This is a genomic window from Micromonospora sp. NPDC048898, assembly GCF_043198035.1.
Taxonomy (GTDB): Bacteria; Actinomycetota; Actinomycetes; order Mycobacteriales; family Micromonosporaceae; genus Micromonospora.
Window position 1 is genome coordinate 725,817 of sequence record NZ_JBICUF010000002.1, and the last position, 14,664, is coordinate 740,480.

The window sequence follows — 14,664 nt, forward strand, 5'->3', positions numbered from 1 at the left end:
TACAAACGACAACATCTCTACCCTGCGATGCGGGCGCGATGAGAATCCCGTATTAGTACGGGATCTGGTCTGTCATCTGACTGACCTTGCGCAGACCCGGCAGATCCCTGATCACCAATTGCCGATAACCACGGCTGATCAGCCCTTGCTGATCGAGGCCGAGGAGTGCTTTCTCGGCCGTCGGGAGGGCCACTCCGGCCATCGACGCCAACTCGCCCTGCCGAAGGGGAAAGCCCAACTCCAGGCCAAGAGGGCTCGGCGTGCCGTGCATCTCCGCCAACCAGACGAGGATTCGGCCGACTCGGGTCGGCGCGTCGTACGCGCGGAGGTCGATACGTTGTCGGTTCGCCCAGCGCAGTCTCCGGCTGAACGTACGGTGTATCTCCGCGTCGATCTCCGGGTGCAGCTTGCCGATCCGGTGTAGTTCGGCCGGCTCGATCCGTCGTCCGGTCACCGCGCCGCAGGCGATCACCGTCGCCGAACGTGGCTCTCCGTCCACGGCGGCCATCTCGCCGATGATCTCCCCGCCCACCCGCACGGCGAGCAGCGCCTCGTACCCGCCCTCGGTGAGCGCGACGACCTTGACCGAGCCGCTCAGCAGCACCAGCACGTGTCGGGACTGGTCGCCCTGTCGGAACACCACTCGCCCACTCGCGATGTCGACCCGGGTGCCCGCCGCGCAGATCTCGGTGAGGGCGTGACCGTGTAGACGGCCGAGCATGGTCTGTCGAGGCCAGTCCGTCTGCGGGCTGTCGTCACTCATCTGTCCGGTGCCGTGGACCTGGAGTGGTAGACGACGTCGCGGCCCGCCTGAATCGTCGTCCCGCCCCGATCCGCGGTGGCGTGCTGAATGGTGCGCCGACTGTCCTGCGTCACGGACGGCTGGACCTCCGCCAGCAGCGTGCTCAGTCGGTTACGCAGCTCCAGGTCCGCCAACAGGCGATCCTCAAGATCGCCCTGCAGCAGATCGCGCCGGGACCGCGCCCGAGGGACGTCCGCGACGATCTCGGCCCGGACGTCGTCGATGCGGGACAGCATCATGTCGCTCGGAGTGAACATTTCGGCGAGGCGGGACCTGACCAAATGCCAGGAATCACTGGCCATTGCGCTAATCAGTGCCGCAGCACTTAGTTGGGCGATCTCTGAGACGTCCATTCTGCCCCCATAGAGGTGACCGACAGGCCGGACACCACGGTAGGTCAGGCTGGAGACTCGTAACAACAGACAGCAACGACATTCTTCGGTGCTGTAAAAAGAGCGACAGAGAGATCAGGACGACGGTTCCGAAGGTATTCGGGGCGCATTTTGCACCCCGTTAGCCCGCAGCCGCCGGGGCGGAACGGACGTCAGGGAATCAGGCCCTCGGCACGAGCCCAGCGCAGCAACTCCGCCTCGGCCGCGTCGCGGTCCAGCGGACCGTGTTCGAGGCGCTGCTCCTTGAGGTGCTTCCAGGCTCGTCCGACCACCGGCCCCGGCGGTACGCCGAGCAACTCCATGATCGCGTTGCCGTCCAGGTCGGGGCGGACCCGGGCCAGATCCTCCTCGGCCGCGATCCGGGCGATCCGGTCCTCCAGCGCGTCGTAGTCCGCCGCGAGTTGGGCGGCCTTGCGCCGGTTACGGGTCGTGCAGTCGGAACGGGTGAGCTTGTGCAGCCGAGGCAACAGGTCACCGGCATCGGCCACGTAACGACGCACCGCCGAGTCGGTCCACTCGCCCCGCCCGTACCCGTAGAAGCGCAGGTGCAGCGCGACAAGCGCGGTCACCTGCGCGGTGACGTCCTTGGGGTAGCGCATCGCCTTCATCCGGGCCTTGGTCAGCCGGGCGCCGACCACCTCGTGGTGGTGGAAGCTGACCCGACCGTCCGGCCCGACCGCCTTCGTCGCCGGCTTGCCCGCGTCGTGCAGGAGGGCGGCCATCCGCAGGACGAAGTCGCAGCCCTCCTCCTCGTAGGAGACCGCGTTCTCGACGACCGTCAGGGTGTGCTCGTAGACGTCCTTGTGCTGCGCGTGCTCGTCGATCTCCAGCTTCAGACCGGTCAGCTCCGGCAGGAACCGGTCGGCCAGGCCGGTGTCGACGAGCAGCCGAAGCCCGGTGATCGGGTCCGCGCCGCAGAGCAGCTTGGTGAACTCGTCGCGGATCCGCTCGGCGGTGATCCGGTCCAGGTCGGCGGCCATCTCGCTCATCGCCCGGTGCACGTCCGGGTGGACGGCGAAGCGCAACTGCGCGGCGAACCGGGCGGCCCGCAGCATCCGCAGCGGGTCGTCGCCGAACGACTCACCCGGGGTGCTCGGAGTGCGGATCACCTTGGCGGAGAGGTCGTCCAGCCCGCCGTGCGGGTCGGTGAACCGGTGCTCCGGCAGGCTGACCGCCATCGCGTTGATCGTGAAGTCGCGCCGCTTGAGATCCTCGTCGAGGCTGGTGCCGTACACCACCACCGGGTTTCGGCTGACCTGGTCGTACGACTCGGCGCGGAAGGTGGTGATCTCCAGTCGGAGGCCGTCGCGCTGAGCGCCGATGGTGCCGAACTCCCGACCGGTCTCCCAGATCGACTCGGCCCAGCCCTTGACGATCCGCAGCGTCTCGTCGGGGTGCGCGTCGGTGCAGAAGTCGAGGTCGTCACCGAGCCGGCCGAGCAGCGCGTCCCGCACCGAACCGCCCACCAGGTGCAACTCGTGACCGGCGCGGACGAACCGGCGGCCCAACTCGTCGGCGACCGGGGAGACCCGGAGCAGTTCGGCGACGGCGTTGCGCTGCGCGGCGGTGAGTTCGCGGCGGTCGGCGGCGTGAGGAGCGGAGGCTTCGGACATGGGATCGCCAGCCTATCGGGCCGGGGTGTGATCCGATCCGCCGGGCGTGGGTAACGGGTGGGGGTTGACTATGGTCTGTGGCGTGCGGGTCGGTGTCCGGCCCGACGTACCCCTGGGAGGCTGGAGATGAGCGGCGGGCTCTACCGCAGCGCCAACGCCGCGCACGGCGGCGGGCCCGGGGCCGGCGCGCGTCCGGGTGACGGCGCCACATTCATCTCCGCCGAGCCGCTGAACCAGCCGGCCCTGGAGTCGACCGCGCCGCCGCAGGAGCAGGTGGCCGAGGCGAGCGCGGCGACCAACAGCGCGGTGATGGCGGTTGGCAGCCTGGTCAGCCGCGGCACCGGCTTCCTCCGCAACCTGGTGATCGGCGCGGCGCTCGGTGGCGCACTGGTCGGTGACGCGTACACGACCGCCCAGATCCTGCCCGGCATGGTCTACGAGTTCCTGCTCGGTGGCGTCCTCACCAGCGTGCTGATCCCGGTGCTGGTCCGCCGACGCAAGAGCGACCCGGATGGCGGGCAGGCGTACGCACAGCGGTTGCTGACCCTCGCCGTGTTCGCCCTCGGCGCGGCGGCTCTCCTGGCGGTGGCCCTGGCCTGGCCGTTGACCTGGTTGTACGGCAGCAGTGAGTCGACCAAGGACTATTCCGAGCTGGTCCGGCACCTGTCGTACCTGATGTTGCCGATGATCTTCTTCTCCGGCCTCTCCGCGTTGATCAGCGCGGTGCTCAACACCCGGGGTCACTTCGCCGCCCCGATGTGGGCGCCGATCCTCAACAACCTGGTGGTGATCGGCACCGCCGGCCTCTACATCGCCATCTTCGGCGCGAAGATAGTCCAGCCGGAGGACATGACGGCCGGCCGGATCATCCTGATCGGTGGGGGCACCCTGGTCGGCGTGGCGGTCCAGGCGACCGGCCTGCTGCCGGCGCTGCGCAAGGTCGGCTTCCGCTGGAAGATGCGCTTCGACTTCCGAGCGCTCGGGCTGCGCGAGCTGGGCCGGCTCGGCGCCTGGATGATCTGCTACGTCGCGGTCAGCCAGGTCGGCCTGATCGTGCTGATCAACCTGCTCAACCGGGCCGGTAAGGAGAACGCCGCCGGCCCGCTGATCTACAACAACGTCTTCCTGCTGCTGATGACGGCACACGGCATCATCGCCGTCTCGATCATCACCGCGTTGATGCCCCGGATGAGCGCGGCCGCGGCCGACGGCCGCTACGGCGACCTCGCCGCCGACCTGTCCCGGGGCACCCGCACGGTCACCGCGGTGCTCGCGCCGATCGCGGTCTGCTACGCCGTCCTGTCCACCCCGATCGCGTTCACGCTGTTCCGGGTGGGTGCCTTCACCGAGGACAACGCCACCGCCACCGCCGTCGTGCTGCTCGCGGCGGCGCTCGCGCTGGTCCCGTTCGCGATCAGCCAGCTCTTCACCTTCGCGTTCTACGCGCTGCCGGACACGCGTACCCCGGCGTTGATCAACATCCCGGTGGTGGCGCTCCGGATCGGGGTGCAGATCGTGCTCTTCGTGGCCTTCTCGGCGAGCTTCGCCGGCGCCGGAATGATGATCGGTAACGCGGTGTCCTATCTGGCTGCCGCGATCGGCTCTGCCTGGCTGCTCCGGCCACGTGTCGGTCGGATCGGCCTCGGCGGCATCATGCGCACCGGCGGCCGGGTCGCGGTCGCGGCGCTCGGTTCGGCACTTGTCGGCCTGCTGGTGGTGAAGCTGCTGCCCGGTGACGACACGCCCAGCCGGCTGGAAGCAGTGGTGCAGCTCGTGATCGGTGGTGCGGTGATCGGCGGGACCTACCTGGGCCTGGCCATGCTGCTGCGGATCAGCGAGATCACCGAGGTGGTCGGCATGGTCCGCCGCCGCCTCGGTCGCTGACCGCCAGCGGTTGGTCACAAAAAGTTGACACCCACACGGACCGTGACCGCGGATCACCAGGCTGGGGATGCACCTGTGGATAACTCCGCGATTCGCCGGTCAACCACCGCATCAGCCTGTGGATAACCAACCGTAAGGCTGAGGGTGCCGGGCCGATCGGTGGGAACATGCCAGGTGTGGGGAGGGGCTGCGCCAGCCCAGCCCCGGCGTAGGTCACTTGCGGTGAAGCCGTAGATTAGCTAGTACATGTGCCAGCAACGTGGCTGACAACGGTCGTAACCGGACGAGCTCCTCGACTGCCGGGAACCCGCCGGGTACGGCGGGAAGATGACATGTCGGGGAGACGGGCAACCCAGGTAAGGTCGCTCTCGACGGGTACGGCAGGGGCCGACGCGGCGCGTCGACACCGTCGGCCGGTTCCTTCAACGGCAGAGCGGGAAGCCACATGCCCAGCAGTTCGGGTCCATCGATCGACACGATCACCGAGGGAGGACGGGTGACCCAGGTCGGCGAGGGTCAGGAGGCAGACGAGAGCGCTCCTCCGGTTATGACCTTCGGTGCTCCCACGGCCGGTGAAGTCCTCGCCGAGCGTTACGAACTGGTTGAGCACATCAACAACGACAGCGCGGGTCGGCTGGTCTGGCGCGGGGTCGACGTCATCCTGCGCCGTCCCGTCGCGGTCGTGCTGCGTTACCCGGGTGGCGACTCCGCCACCGAGATGCTCCAGGCCGCCGTCGCGGCGAGCCGGGTCATCCACCCCAACCTGGTCGGCGTCTACGACGCGATCGACGAGGCCGAGCGGGCGTACGTGGTGCGCGAGTGGGTCGACGGGCAGTCCCTGCGCGACCTCGCGACCGACGGCCCACTGGATCCGGCCCGCGCCACCGCCATCGGCAACGCCGTCGCGAGCGCGCTCGCCGCGGTGCACGCCACCGGCATGGTGCACGGCAACGTCCACCCCGGCACCGTCATGATCAGCGACGAGGGTCGCGTGGTCCTGGCCGACGCGCGCACCGATGGTGCCGACAGCCAGGAGAACGACATCCGGGCGGTCGGCGGCGTCCTCTACTTCGCCCTGACCGGCTCCTGGCCGCACGCCGAAGCACCCCTGCACGGTGCCACCGCCGGTCACGGCCGTGCCGCCATCCCGGACGCCGTTCGGGACGCCGGGGGTGGCATCGCGGCGCCACGTCAGGTCCGGGCGGGCGTGCCCGCCTACCTGGACGACCTGACCATGGATCTGCTCGACGCCGAGATCGCGCCGCCGTCGTCCGATGTGCTCGCCGCCGAGCTGGCCCGACTGGACGTGCCGGCCGAGGAGGAGCACTACCTCGAAAACAGCGGCCCGTTGCGCTTCGCCGCCGAGACCGGTGAAGAGCCGTCGCCGCTGGCCGCGGCCGGTGGTCGCAAGGTCGCCGTGGGCATCGCCGGCCTGCTGGCGGTCGCCCTGGTCGGTCTGCTGATCGGGATCAGCACGCTTGGCGACAAGGACCCGCAGGCCAGCCCCAACCCCACTCCGTCGGCGAGCGCCTCGGCCGGCGCTGCCACCCCGGCCGCCGCCGTGGTCCGCAAGCTGCCCGTGAAGGACGTCCGGATCATCGACCCGGACAGCAAGGTGCGCGATGAGCTGGACGGCGCCATCAAGGCGGTCGACGGCGACCCGGACAAGGGCTGGGGCACCGACACGTACACGACCGCCAAGTTCGGCAACACGAAGCAGGGCATGGGGATCTGGCTGGATCTCGGCGCGCCGCACACCGTCAAGTCGGTGCAGGCGGTGCTCTCGGCCCGTGGTGCCTCCGCCCAGCTTCTCACCGGCACCGTCAATCCGCCGTCGACCTCCAACGGCGACAAGCAGGTGATCGCCAACTACAGGACCCCGAAGAACGCCATCGGGCAGCCATTCGAGGACCATGACGGCACCACCATGGCGTTCGACGGCTTCGACGCCGACCGGAAATACCAGTACCTGCTGTTCTGGGTCACCGAGTTGCCGCCCGCCGAGGGGGGCTTCCAGGTCGACGTCCAGGAGATCACGGTCCAGGGGTCGTGAGCCTGGTACCCCCACCGTGGCGCCGCATTCGCAGGACGTGGTGATGGACGGGCACGCCGCGGCTTCGGATCTGGAGCTGCTGCGTGCCCACGTCGATGGTGACCGGCATGCTTTCGCCGAGCTGTTCCACCGGCACCGCGACCGGCTCTGGGCGGTCGCCCTGCGTACGCTCGGTGACCGTGAAGAGGCCGCCGACGCGCTCCAGGACGCGCTGCTCTCCGCGCACCGGGCAGCCGCCCGGTTCCGTGGTGACTCCGCCGTCACCACGTGGCTGCACCGCATCGTGGTAAATGCCTGCCTGGACCGGATGCGTCGCCGGCAGGCGCACCCGACCGTGCCGCTGCCGGACGGCAACCGCGCGGGGGACGGCTCGGGCATCGGCGGGATCGAACCTGTCGCACCCGCACCGGACCACGACACCGCGCTGGTGGTCCGCGAGGCGCTGGCCGCGCTGCCCGTCGAGCAACGTGCCGCGCTGGTGCTGGTGGACGTCCAGGGCTACCCGGTCGCCGAGGTCGCCCGGATCCTCGGCATCGCCGAGGGGACGGTGAAGAGCCGGTGCGCCCGGGGCCGGGCCCGGCTGGCGGTGCTGCTCGGGCATCTTCGCCCCGCCGTCGCCCCGACGCCGTCTGCCCGCCCGCACGCAAACGGTCCGACCAGGGAGGTGCCGGGCGTCACGCCGGGGAACCCGAGCCCGGCCGAGGGCGTCGGATCGGGGTCGGGGCGGTACCGGCGGGACGCCAACCAGGAGGACACGTGACGACCGAGGGGTTCCGGGAGGTCGACGACGACCTCCTCGCTGACTACCTCGGCGGGGCGTTGGACGGCACCCCGCGGCAGGAGGAGGTCGCCGAACTGGTGTCCACGGACCCGGCCTGGGCCGAGGCGTACGCGCTGCTGGCTCCCGCGCTCGCGGAGGTCCGTGCCGATCTGGGCCGCTGGGCTGAGCCGTCGCCGCGGATGCCGCAGGCGATCGCCGACCGTCTCGGCGCCGCGCTGGCAGATGCGGGGCCGACACCGACAGCCGCCTCGGCCGACGAGGTTTCCTCCGCAAGTTTCGAGGCCGACCGACCCGGCGACACCGCGCCACCGCCCGTCGTGCCGATGCAGGGCGGCGCCGGTCGTCGGCCAGCCGCCCGCGTACCGGCAGGTGCTGGTCGTCGCGAGCCCACCGGCCCGGGTCGCCGGCGCGGCTGGATGCGCCGTGGCGCACCGGTGGCCGCCGCCGCGTTCGCCGTCGGCGCGCTCGTCCTGGGCCTCAACCAGCTGTCGATGCGCGCGAGCGACGACTCCGGCACCACCGCCATGAACGCGCCCGACATCGTCGCGGCGCCCGTACCGGTCCGCACCACCGGGCCGGCACTGCACAGCGGTACGAACTACACCCCGCAGACCTTCGGCGACGCGCAGACCGCATCGTCTCCCGGTCGGGCGACCAGTAACACGCCCGGCACCCAGCCGGGGGTGGAAGCCGAGGAGGACCGACGTCCGTCGCCCGACGGCTCGGACCAGTTGGCCCGGCTGACCACCGAGAGCGCGCTGACCACCTGCCTGGCCAGCGTGGCGGCGGAACACGGATCCGCCCCCCTGGCGGTCGAGTTGATCGACTACGCGCGGTTCCAGGGCGAGCAGACACTCGTCATCCGTTTCACCGACGCGACCGGGGCCCGCTGGGCCTGGGTGAGCGGCCCGGAGTGCGGAGTGCCGGGGTCCGGCTCGGACAACCGGTATTCGGCGCGGGTAGGGTGAATCCACGGTCGATGGCACGATGAGCACCCACGTGACCTGACCCACCAGATGCCGGTTTCGGGAATCCCCGGTTCGTACGATGACGTTCTGGAAGTCAGCTGTCGGCCCCATCCAGGCGTCGGCAACTCGGATCAGCACCGGCGCTCACACCGACGCTGAAACACACACAATCGGGAGACGGCAGTGGACGAGGTCCGCAACCTGATCATCATCGGCTCCGGTCCGGCCGGCTACACAGCGGCGGTCTATGCCGCACGCGCCAACCTGAAGCCGCTGATCATCGAGGGCGTGCAGTCCGGTGGTGCGCTGATGACCACGACCGAGGTGGAAAACTTCCCCGGCTTCGCCGACGGCATCCTCGGCCCCGAGCTGATGGACAACATGCGCAAGCAGGCCGAGCGGTTCGGTGCGGAGTTTCTCACCGACGACGTGACCCGGGTCGAGCTGGTGGACACCGGCGACGCTGGTTCCGGCGCGGTGAGCACCGTCTGGGTCGGCGAGACCGCCTACCGGGCCCGATCCATCATCCTCTCCACCGGTTCGGCCTGGCGTCCGCTGGGCGTGCCCGGCGAGCAGGAGTTCCTCGGCCACGGCGTCTCCTCCTGTGCCACCTGCGACGGCTTCTTCTTCCGCAACCAGCACATCGTGGTCGTCGGCGGCGGCGACTCGGCGATGGAGGAGGCCAGCTTCCTCACCCGCTTCGCGGAGTCGGTCACGATCATCCACCGCCGCGACTCGTTCCGGGCCAGCAAGATCATGGCTGAGCGGGCGTTGAGCAACGAGAAGATCAAGGTCGAGTGGAACAGCGCCGTCGAGGAGATCCTCGGCGACGACGGCAAGGTCACCGGCGTACGGGTCCGCAACGTGCACACCGGTGACACCAAGGTGCTGGACGTGACAGGTGTGTTCGTGGCCATCGGTCACGATCCCCGCAGCGAGCTCTTCCGTGGTCAGGTCGAGATGGACGACGAGGGCTACGTGAAGGTCCAGGCCCCCGGCACCCGCACCAACGTGCCCGGCGTCTTCGCCGCCGGTGACCTGGTCGACCACACCTACCGTCAGGCGATCACCGCGGCCGGCACCGGCTGTGCCGCCGCGCTCGACGCCGAACGGTTCATCGCGACGCTCAGCTGAAACAAGTAACACATCCCGGAGGAGGGGCACAGTGGGAAATACCAAGGCGGTCACCGACAAGAGCTTCGTCGCTGACGTACTGCAGGCCGACAAGCCGGTTCTGGTGGACTTCTGGGCCGAGTGGTGCGGCCCCTGCCGCAAGGTGTCGCCACTGCTCGAGGAGATCGCCGGCGAGATGGGCGACCGGGTCAGCATCGTCAAGCTCAACATCGACGAGAACCCGGAGACCGCCCGCGCCTACCGGGTCATGTCGGTGCCGACGCTCACCGTCTTCAAGAACGGCCAGCCGGTGCAGTCGATCGCCGGTGCCAAGCCGAAGGGCGAGCTGGTCCGGCTCATCGAGTCGGCTCTCTGACCAGCAGAAACATCCACCGAACCCCGTACCCGCTCGTCGGGTGCGGGGTTCGGTGTCCTTCCGGCCGCGCCGTCGACGTTTTTCCCGGCCAGGCCACCTCGCCGCCCCGGAACGCATAGCCTCAACCCTGGGCCGCCCGGCCAGCCAGCGTCGTGCAGAGGGGGTCGTGCCGTGCGTCCGATCCGATCCGGTGACCGGGGACCCGCGGTCACGGAGATCCGCAGCATCCTGACCGGCCTCGACCTGCTCACCATCGCCGGGCCGCACGCCGACGAGTTCGACCTCGCCACCGAGCGGGCGGTCCGCGCGTTCCAGCAGTCCCGGGGCCTCAGCGTGGACGGCCGGGTCGGGGCGGAAACCTGGCGCGCCCTGGACGCCGCCCGCTGGCGGCTCGGCGCCCGCACCCTCTACCACGCGGTCCCCGACCCACTCACCGGCGAGGATGTCCGGTCGCTGCAGGAGCGGCTACTGGAAATGGGGTACGACGTAGGCCGGGCGGACGCCATCTACGGAATCCGGACGTCCCGGGCGGTGGCCCAGTTCCAACGCGAGGTCGGCCTCACCCCCGACGGTTCCTGCGGCCCGCACACGATGAACGCGTTGCGCCGGATCGGCCGCAAGGTGGTCGGTGGCCGACCGCAGTGGCTACGCGAGTCCGACGCCATCCGGCAGTCCGGGCCGGCGTTGGTCGGCAAGACGGTGGTCATCGACCCCGGGCACGGCGGCACCGACCCGGGGATGGTGGTGCCCGACGGGTCGCTGCGCTGGACGGAGGCCGACCTGATGCATGACCTGGCCAGCCGGCTGGAGGGGCGACTCGCCGCGACCGGGGTGCGGGTGCAGCTCACCCGCGGCCCGTCGCCCGACAGATGCCTGCCGGACACCGACCGGGCCCTGCTGGCCAACTCGCTGGGCGCTGACGTGTTCATCTCGCTGCACGTGGACGGCCACGCCAACCCGGATGCGGAGGGCGTCGCCACCTACCACTACGGCACCGACAACGGCGTGACGTCGGCGACCGGTGAACGCCTGGCCGGGCTGGTGCAGCGGGAGATCGTCGCCCGCACGGGGCTGCGCGACTGCCGGACCCACGCCAAGACCTGGGACCTGCTGCGGCTGACGCGGATGCCGGCCGTCCGGGTCGAGGTCGGCTACCTCACCTCACCCACGGACCGCGCCCGACTGGTCGACCCCCGTTTCCGCGACCGGGTGGTGGAGGCCATCGTGGCCGCGGTACAGCGGATGTACTACCCGATCGAGAGGGACGTTCCGACCGGTTCGCTGGACGTCAGCGAGCTGCGTGCCGTCGTGGCCGCCGGCACGGTGGTCGACTGACCCGCCGGCTCGGCGATCAGGTGTTGGTGGAGCGGGTCGCCGGAGCGGGACGCACCGGACGAAGCAGGGTCTCCGGGCTCATCGAGCCGAGCAGTTTCTCCAGCGCGTACTCGACGTCGGACTTCCAGCTCAGCGCCGTCCGCAGCTCAAGGCGCAGCCGGGGGAAACGCGGATGCGGACGTACGGTCTTGAACCCCACCGAGAGGAAGAAGTCGACAGGCGCCACGCAGCCGCCCGCGGGGTCGTCCGCGTCGCCGAACTTGGCGTCGCCGAACGCCTCGATGGCCTTGATCCCCCGCTTGGTCAGGTCTCGGGCGACGCCCTGCACCAGCATCCGGCCCAGCCCGCCCCCGGAAAACGCAGCGACCACGTTGGCGGTCATCAGCAGCGCCGCGTCAGCGGAGACCGGCGACGTCGGGAACGCCATCGAGCGGGGCACGTAGGCGGGCGGTGCGTACGTCACGAACCCCGCCGGCATGCCGTCGACATACGCGAGTTTGCCGCAGGAACCCCACTCCAGCAGTGTCTGCGAGACCCACGCCTCCTTCTCCAGGCCCGGATCACCGGCGGCGCAGGCGCGATCCGCGGAGACCGGATCGAGCTCCCAGTAGACGCACTGCCGACACGGGCGAGGAAGGTCTTCCAACGTGTCGAGGGTCAGGCTGACCAGACGTCGCGACATACGGCGCATCCCCACAATAGGCTCGGTGGAAGGATCGGCACGAAACGACAGCGCCGCCTTCCTGCCCCCGACGAGCGATCGTACGCCGCCGATCGGCGATACGGGAGGGGACGCGCAGATGCCCACCGCACCGGGGGACGTCCCGGACGGCGGTCCGCCATGTGGTCGATCCGTCTCCGCAGGCCGGCGACGTGGCCCTGGCGGACTAGGATCGACAATCGGTGTCCCACTGCCATGGTCATCGGTAAATGGGGTATCCGGGGCGGGAACCACCCGAGCAGCGATCGAGGTGAGGTCATGACCGGCACGACTCTTGACGACTACACCGACCGGTACGCCCGGCGGGTACGCGGAATGACCGCCTCGGAGATCCGAGCACTGTTCGCGGTCGCCAGTCGTCCAGAGGTCGTCTCGCTCGCTGGTGGCGCACCGTACATTGCCGCCCTTCCGCTGGACGCGGTCGGTGAGATGCTCGGCCGGCTCGGCTCGGAGCACGGCGTGACCACCCTGCAGTACGGCATCGGTCAGGGCACCCTCGAGCTGCGCGAGCGCATCTGCGAGGTGATGTCGCTCTCCGGCATCGACGCCGCGTGCGGCGCCTCCCCGGAGGACGTCGTGGTCACCGTGGGCGGGCAGCAGGCCCTGGACCTGGTCGCCCGGCTCTTCCTCGACCCCGGTGACGTGGTGTTGGCCGAGGGTCCGACCTACGTGGGTGCGCTCGGCGTGTTCCAGGCCGCCCAGGCGCAGGTCGTGCACGTGCCCATGGATGCGGACGGGCTGATCCCGGAGGCGCTGGAAACCGCCATCGCCGACCTGGCCCGCGCCGGCCGACGGGTGAAGTTCCTCTACACGATCCCCACCTACCAGAACCCGGCCGGTGTGACGCTCAGCGAGGAGCGCCGGGAACGGGTGCTCGACATCTGCGAGCGCGCCGGTCTGCTCGTCGTCGAGGACGACCCGTACGGTCAGCTGGGTTTCGAGGGTGACGCGCCGGCGCCGCTGCGGGCCCGACGCCGCGACGGGGTCTTCTACCTCAGCACCTTCTCCAAGACCTTCGCGCCGGGGCTGCGCGTCGGCTGGATCCTGGCCCCGCACGCGGTCCGCGACAAGCTGGTCATCGCCAGCGAGGCCCAGATCCTCTGCCCCAGCGTCTACGCCCAGACCGCGGTGGCCACCTACCTCGGCACGATGCCGTGGCGGCAGCAACTCAAGGTCTATCGCGAGGTCTACCGGGAGCGCCGGGACGCCCTGCTCGACGCGATGGCCGACCTGATGCCGGAGGGCACCAGCTGGACCACGCCGGCCGGCGGTCTCTTCGTGTGGGCCACCCTGCCCGAGGGCCTCGACTCGAAGGCGATGATGCCGCGCGCGATCGCCGCTCGGGTCGCCTACGTGCCCGGCACCGGCTTCTACGCCGACGGCACCGGCACCGGCGCGATGCGGCTGAATTTCAGCTTCCCGCCGCCGGAGCGGATCCGCGAGGGCGTCCGCCGGCTGGCCGGTGTGATGGAGCAGGAGATCGCGATGCGCCGGGTCTTCGGCGCCGTGGGCGGCACCGCCGGCCGACGCGGCCAGGCCGGCTCCGACGTCCCAGGGCCCGACTTGGCATGATGCCGGCATGGGTACGACCGCCACTGAGCGCCTCCTCGTGACCGATTCCGCCGCCTCCACCGACCTGCGCGTCGTGGTGCTCGCGGGTGGGCTCTCCTACGAACGGGACGTGTCACTGCGCTCCGGTCGACGAGTGCTCGACGCGTTGCGCGCCGTCGGGGTGGAAGCCGAGCTGCGCGACGCCGACGCGGCGTTGCTCCCCGCGCTGGCCGCCGACCCACCGGACGCCGTCGTCATCGCACTGCACGGGGCCACCGGCGAGGACGGCTCACTGCGCGGCGTGCTGGACCTGTGTGACATCCCGTACGTCGGCTGCGACGCCCGCGCCTCCCGGGTCGCCTGGGACAAGCCCTCGGCCAAGGCGGTGCTCCGCGAGGCCGGCATTCCCACACCGGACTGGGTGGCCCTGCCGCACGACCGCTTCTCCGAGTTGGGCGCGGTCGCCGTACTGGACCGGATCGTCGACCGACTCGGCCTACCCCTGATGGTCAAGCCCGCCCAGGGCGGGTCGGGGCTGGGTGGCGCGGTGGTGCGGGACGCCGCGGCGCTGCCCGCCGCGATGGTCGGCTGCTTCGCGTACGACTCGACCGCGCTTGTCGAGCGGTACGTGCCCGGCATGGACGTGGCGGTCTCCGTGGTCGACCTCGGCGACGGACCGCAGGCGCTGCCGCCCGTGGAGATCGTGCCGCGCAACGGCGTGTACGACTATGCCGCCCGCTACACGGCCGGACGGACCACCTGGCACGCTCCGGCCCGGTTGGACCCGGAGGTGTCCGCAACGGTCGCCGACGTGGCCCTCGCCGCGCACACCGCGCTCGGTCTGCGGGACCTCTCGCGGGTCGACGTGATCGTGGACGCTGCCGGCCAGCCACACGTGTTGGAAGTCAACGTCTCGCCGGGCATGACGGAGACGTCGCTCCTGCCACTTGCCGTGCAGGCGGCCGGGCTGGACTTCGGCCGGCTCCTCGGCACCCTGGTCGCCCGAGCGGCGGCCCGCCTCACCACTCCCTGACCGCCGCCGCCTCGGCGGGCCCCGCTGCCTCTGAGCCGACCA

General features: G+C 70.4%; 13 protein-coding genes. 9 read left to right on the forward strand and 4 right to left on the reverse strand.

Annotation, left to right across the window (positions count from 1 at the left end; genetic code table 11):
• Nucleotides 1–52 precede the first annotated feature (52 nt).
• The 3 genes from ACGFIQ_RS10080 to ACGFIQ_RS10090 all read right to left on the reverse strand — a co-directional run bounded on the left by ACGFIQ_RS10080 (nt 53) and on the right by ACGFIQ_RS10090 (nt 2,807).
• Nucleotides 53–763 (reverse strand): Crp/Fnr family transcriptional regulator, encoded by a 711-nt coding sequence (locus ACGFIQ_RS10080; protein ID WP_393242042.1) that lies wholly within the window; start codon nt 761–763, stop codon nt 53–55.
• Nucleotides 760–1,155 carry a hypothetical protein gene (locus ACGFIQ_RS10085; protein ID WP_393242045.1) on the reverse strand — a complete coding sequence of 132 codons (396 nt, stop codon included), beginning with the start codon at nt 1,153–1,155 and terminating at the stop codon, nt 760–762. The genes ACGFIQ_RS10080 and ACGFIQ_RS10085 overlap by 4 nt, the downstream gene beginning before the upstream one ends.
• Nucleotides 1,156–1,346: 191 nt before the next feature.
• Complete coding sequence (locus tag ACGFIQ_RS10090) at nt 1,347–2,807, reverse strand: CCA tRNA nucleotidyltransferase (protein WP_393242048.1); 1,461 nt, start codon at nt 2,805–2,807, stop codon at nt 1,347–1,349.
• Nucleotides 2,808–2,933: 126 nt separating this feature from the next.
• On the opposite strand from ACGFIQ_RS10090, the gene murJ reads away from it, so the two are divergent.
• The 7 genes from murJ to ACGFIQ_RS10125 all read left to right on the forward strand — a co-directional run bounded on the left by murJ (nt 2,934) and on the right by ACGFIQ_RS10125 (nt 11,317).
• Nucleotides 2,934–4,691, forward strand: coding sequence for a murein biosynthesis integral membrane protein MurJ (murJ, locus tag ACGFIQ_RS10095; RefSeq protein ID WP_393242051.1), 1,758 nt, complete (start codon nt 2,934–2,936; stop codon nt 4,689–4,691).
• Between the two features lie 445 nt (nt 4,692–5,136).
• Nucleotides 5,137–6,744: a protein kinase family protein gene (locus ACGFIQ_RS10100; protein ID WP_393242054.1), complete on the forward strand. Its 1,608-nt coding sequence runs from the start codon at nt 5,137–5,139 to the stop codon at nt 6,742–6,744.
• Nucleotides 6,745–6,787: 43 nt separating this feature from the next.
• Nucleotides 6,788–7,504, forward strand: coding sequence for an RNA polymerase sigma factor SigM (gene sigM / locus ACGFIQ_RS10105; protein ID WP_393242057.1), 717 nt, complete (start codon nt 6,788–6,790; stop codon nt 7,502–7,504).
• The gene (locus ACGFIQ_RS10110) at nt 7,501–8,493 is read left to right on the forward strand and encodes a hypothetical protein (RefSeq protein ID WP_393242060.1); all 993 of its coding nucleotides are present in this window, start codon (nt 7,501–7,503) and stop codon (nt 8,491–8,493) included. The genes sigM and ACGFIQ_RS10110 overlap by 4 nt, the downstream gene beginning before the upstream one ends.
• A 183-nt stretch (nt 8,494–8,676) precedes the next feature.
• Nucleotides 8,677–9,627: a thioredoxin-disulfide reductase gene (trxB, locus tag ACGFIQ_RS10115; protein ID WP_357109810.1), complete on the forward strand. Its 951-nt coding sequence runs from the start codon at nt 8,677–8,679 to the stop codon at nt 9,625–9,627.
• Nucleotides 9,628–9,658: 31 nt separating this feature from the next.
• Nucleotides 9,659–9,982: a thioredoxin gene (trxA, locus tag ACGFIQ_RS10120; protein WP_053651673.1), complete on the forward strand. Its 324-nt coding sequence runs from the start codon at nt 9,659–9,661 to the stop codon at nt 9,980–9,982.
• A gap of 171 nt (nt 9,983–10,153) precedes the next feature.
• On the forward strand, nt 10,154–11,317 hold the full coding sequence (locus ACGFIQ_RS10125) for an N-acetylmuramoyl-L-alanine amidase (protein WP_393242064.1): 1,164 nt from the start codon (nt 10,154–10,156) through the stop codon (nt 11,315–11,317).
• A 16-nt stretch (nt 11,318–11,333) separates the two neighbouring features.
• Here ACGFIQ_RS10125 and ACGFIQ_RS10130 read toward each other — a convergent pair whose 3' ends face one another.
• The gene (locus ACGFIQ_RS10130) at nt 11,334–11,999 is read right to left on the reverse strand and encodes a GNAT family N-acetyltransferase (protein WP_357066114.1); all 666 of its coding nucleotides are present in this window, start codon (nt 11,997–11,999) and stop codon (nt 11,334–11,336) included.
• 297 nt (nt 12,000–12,296) lie between these two features.
• On the opposite strand from ACGFIQ_RS10130, the gene ACGFIQ_RS10135 reads away from it, so the two are divergent.
• Together ACGFIQ_RS10135 and ACGFIQ_RS10140 are read left to right on the forward strand one after the other, a co-directional pair.
• Complete coding sequence (locus tag ACGFIQ_RS10135) at nt 12,297–13,610, forward strand: PLP-dependent aminotransferase family protein (protein WP_393242067.1); 1,314 nt, start codon at nt 12,297–12,299, stop codon at nt 13,608–13,610.
• Nucleotides 13,611–13,617: 7 nt separating this feature from the next.
• Nucleotides 13,618–14,622: a D-alanine--D-alanine ligase gene (locus ACGFIQ_RS10140; RefSeq protein ID WP_393242070.1), complete on the forward strand. Its 1,005-nt coding sequence runs from the start codon at nt 13,618–13,620 to the stop codon at nt 14,620–14,622.
• Nucleotides 14,623–14,664: the final 42 nt, after the last annotated feature.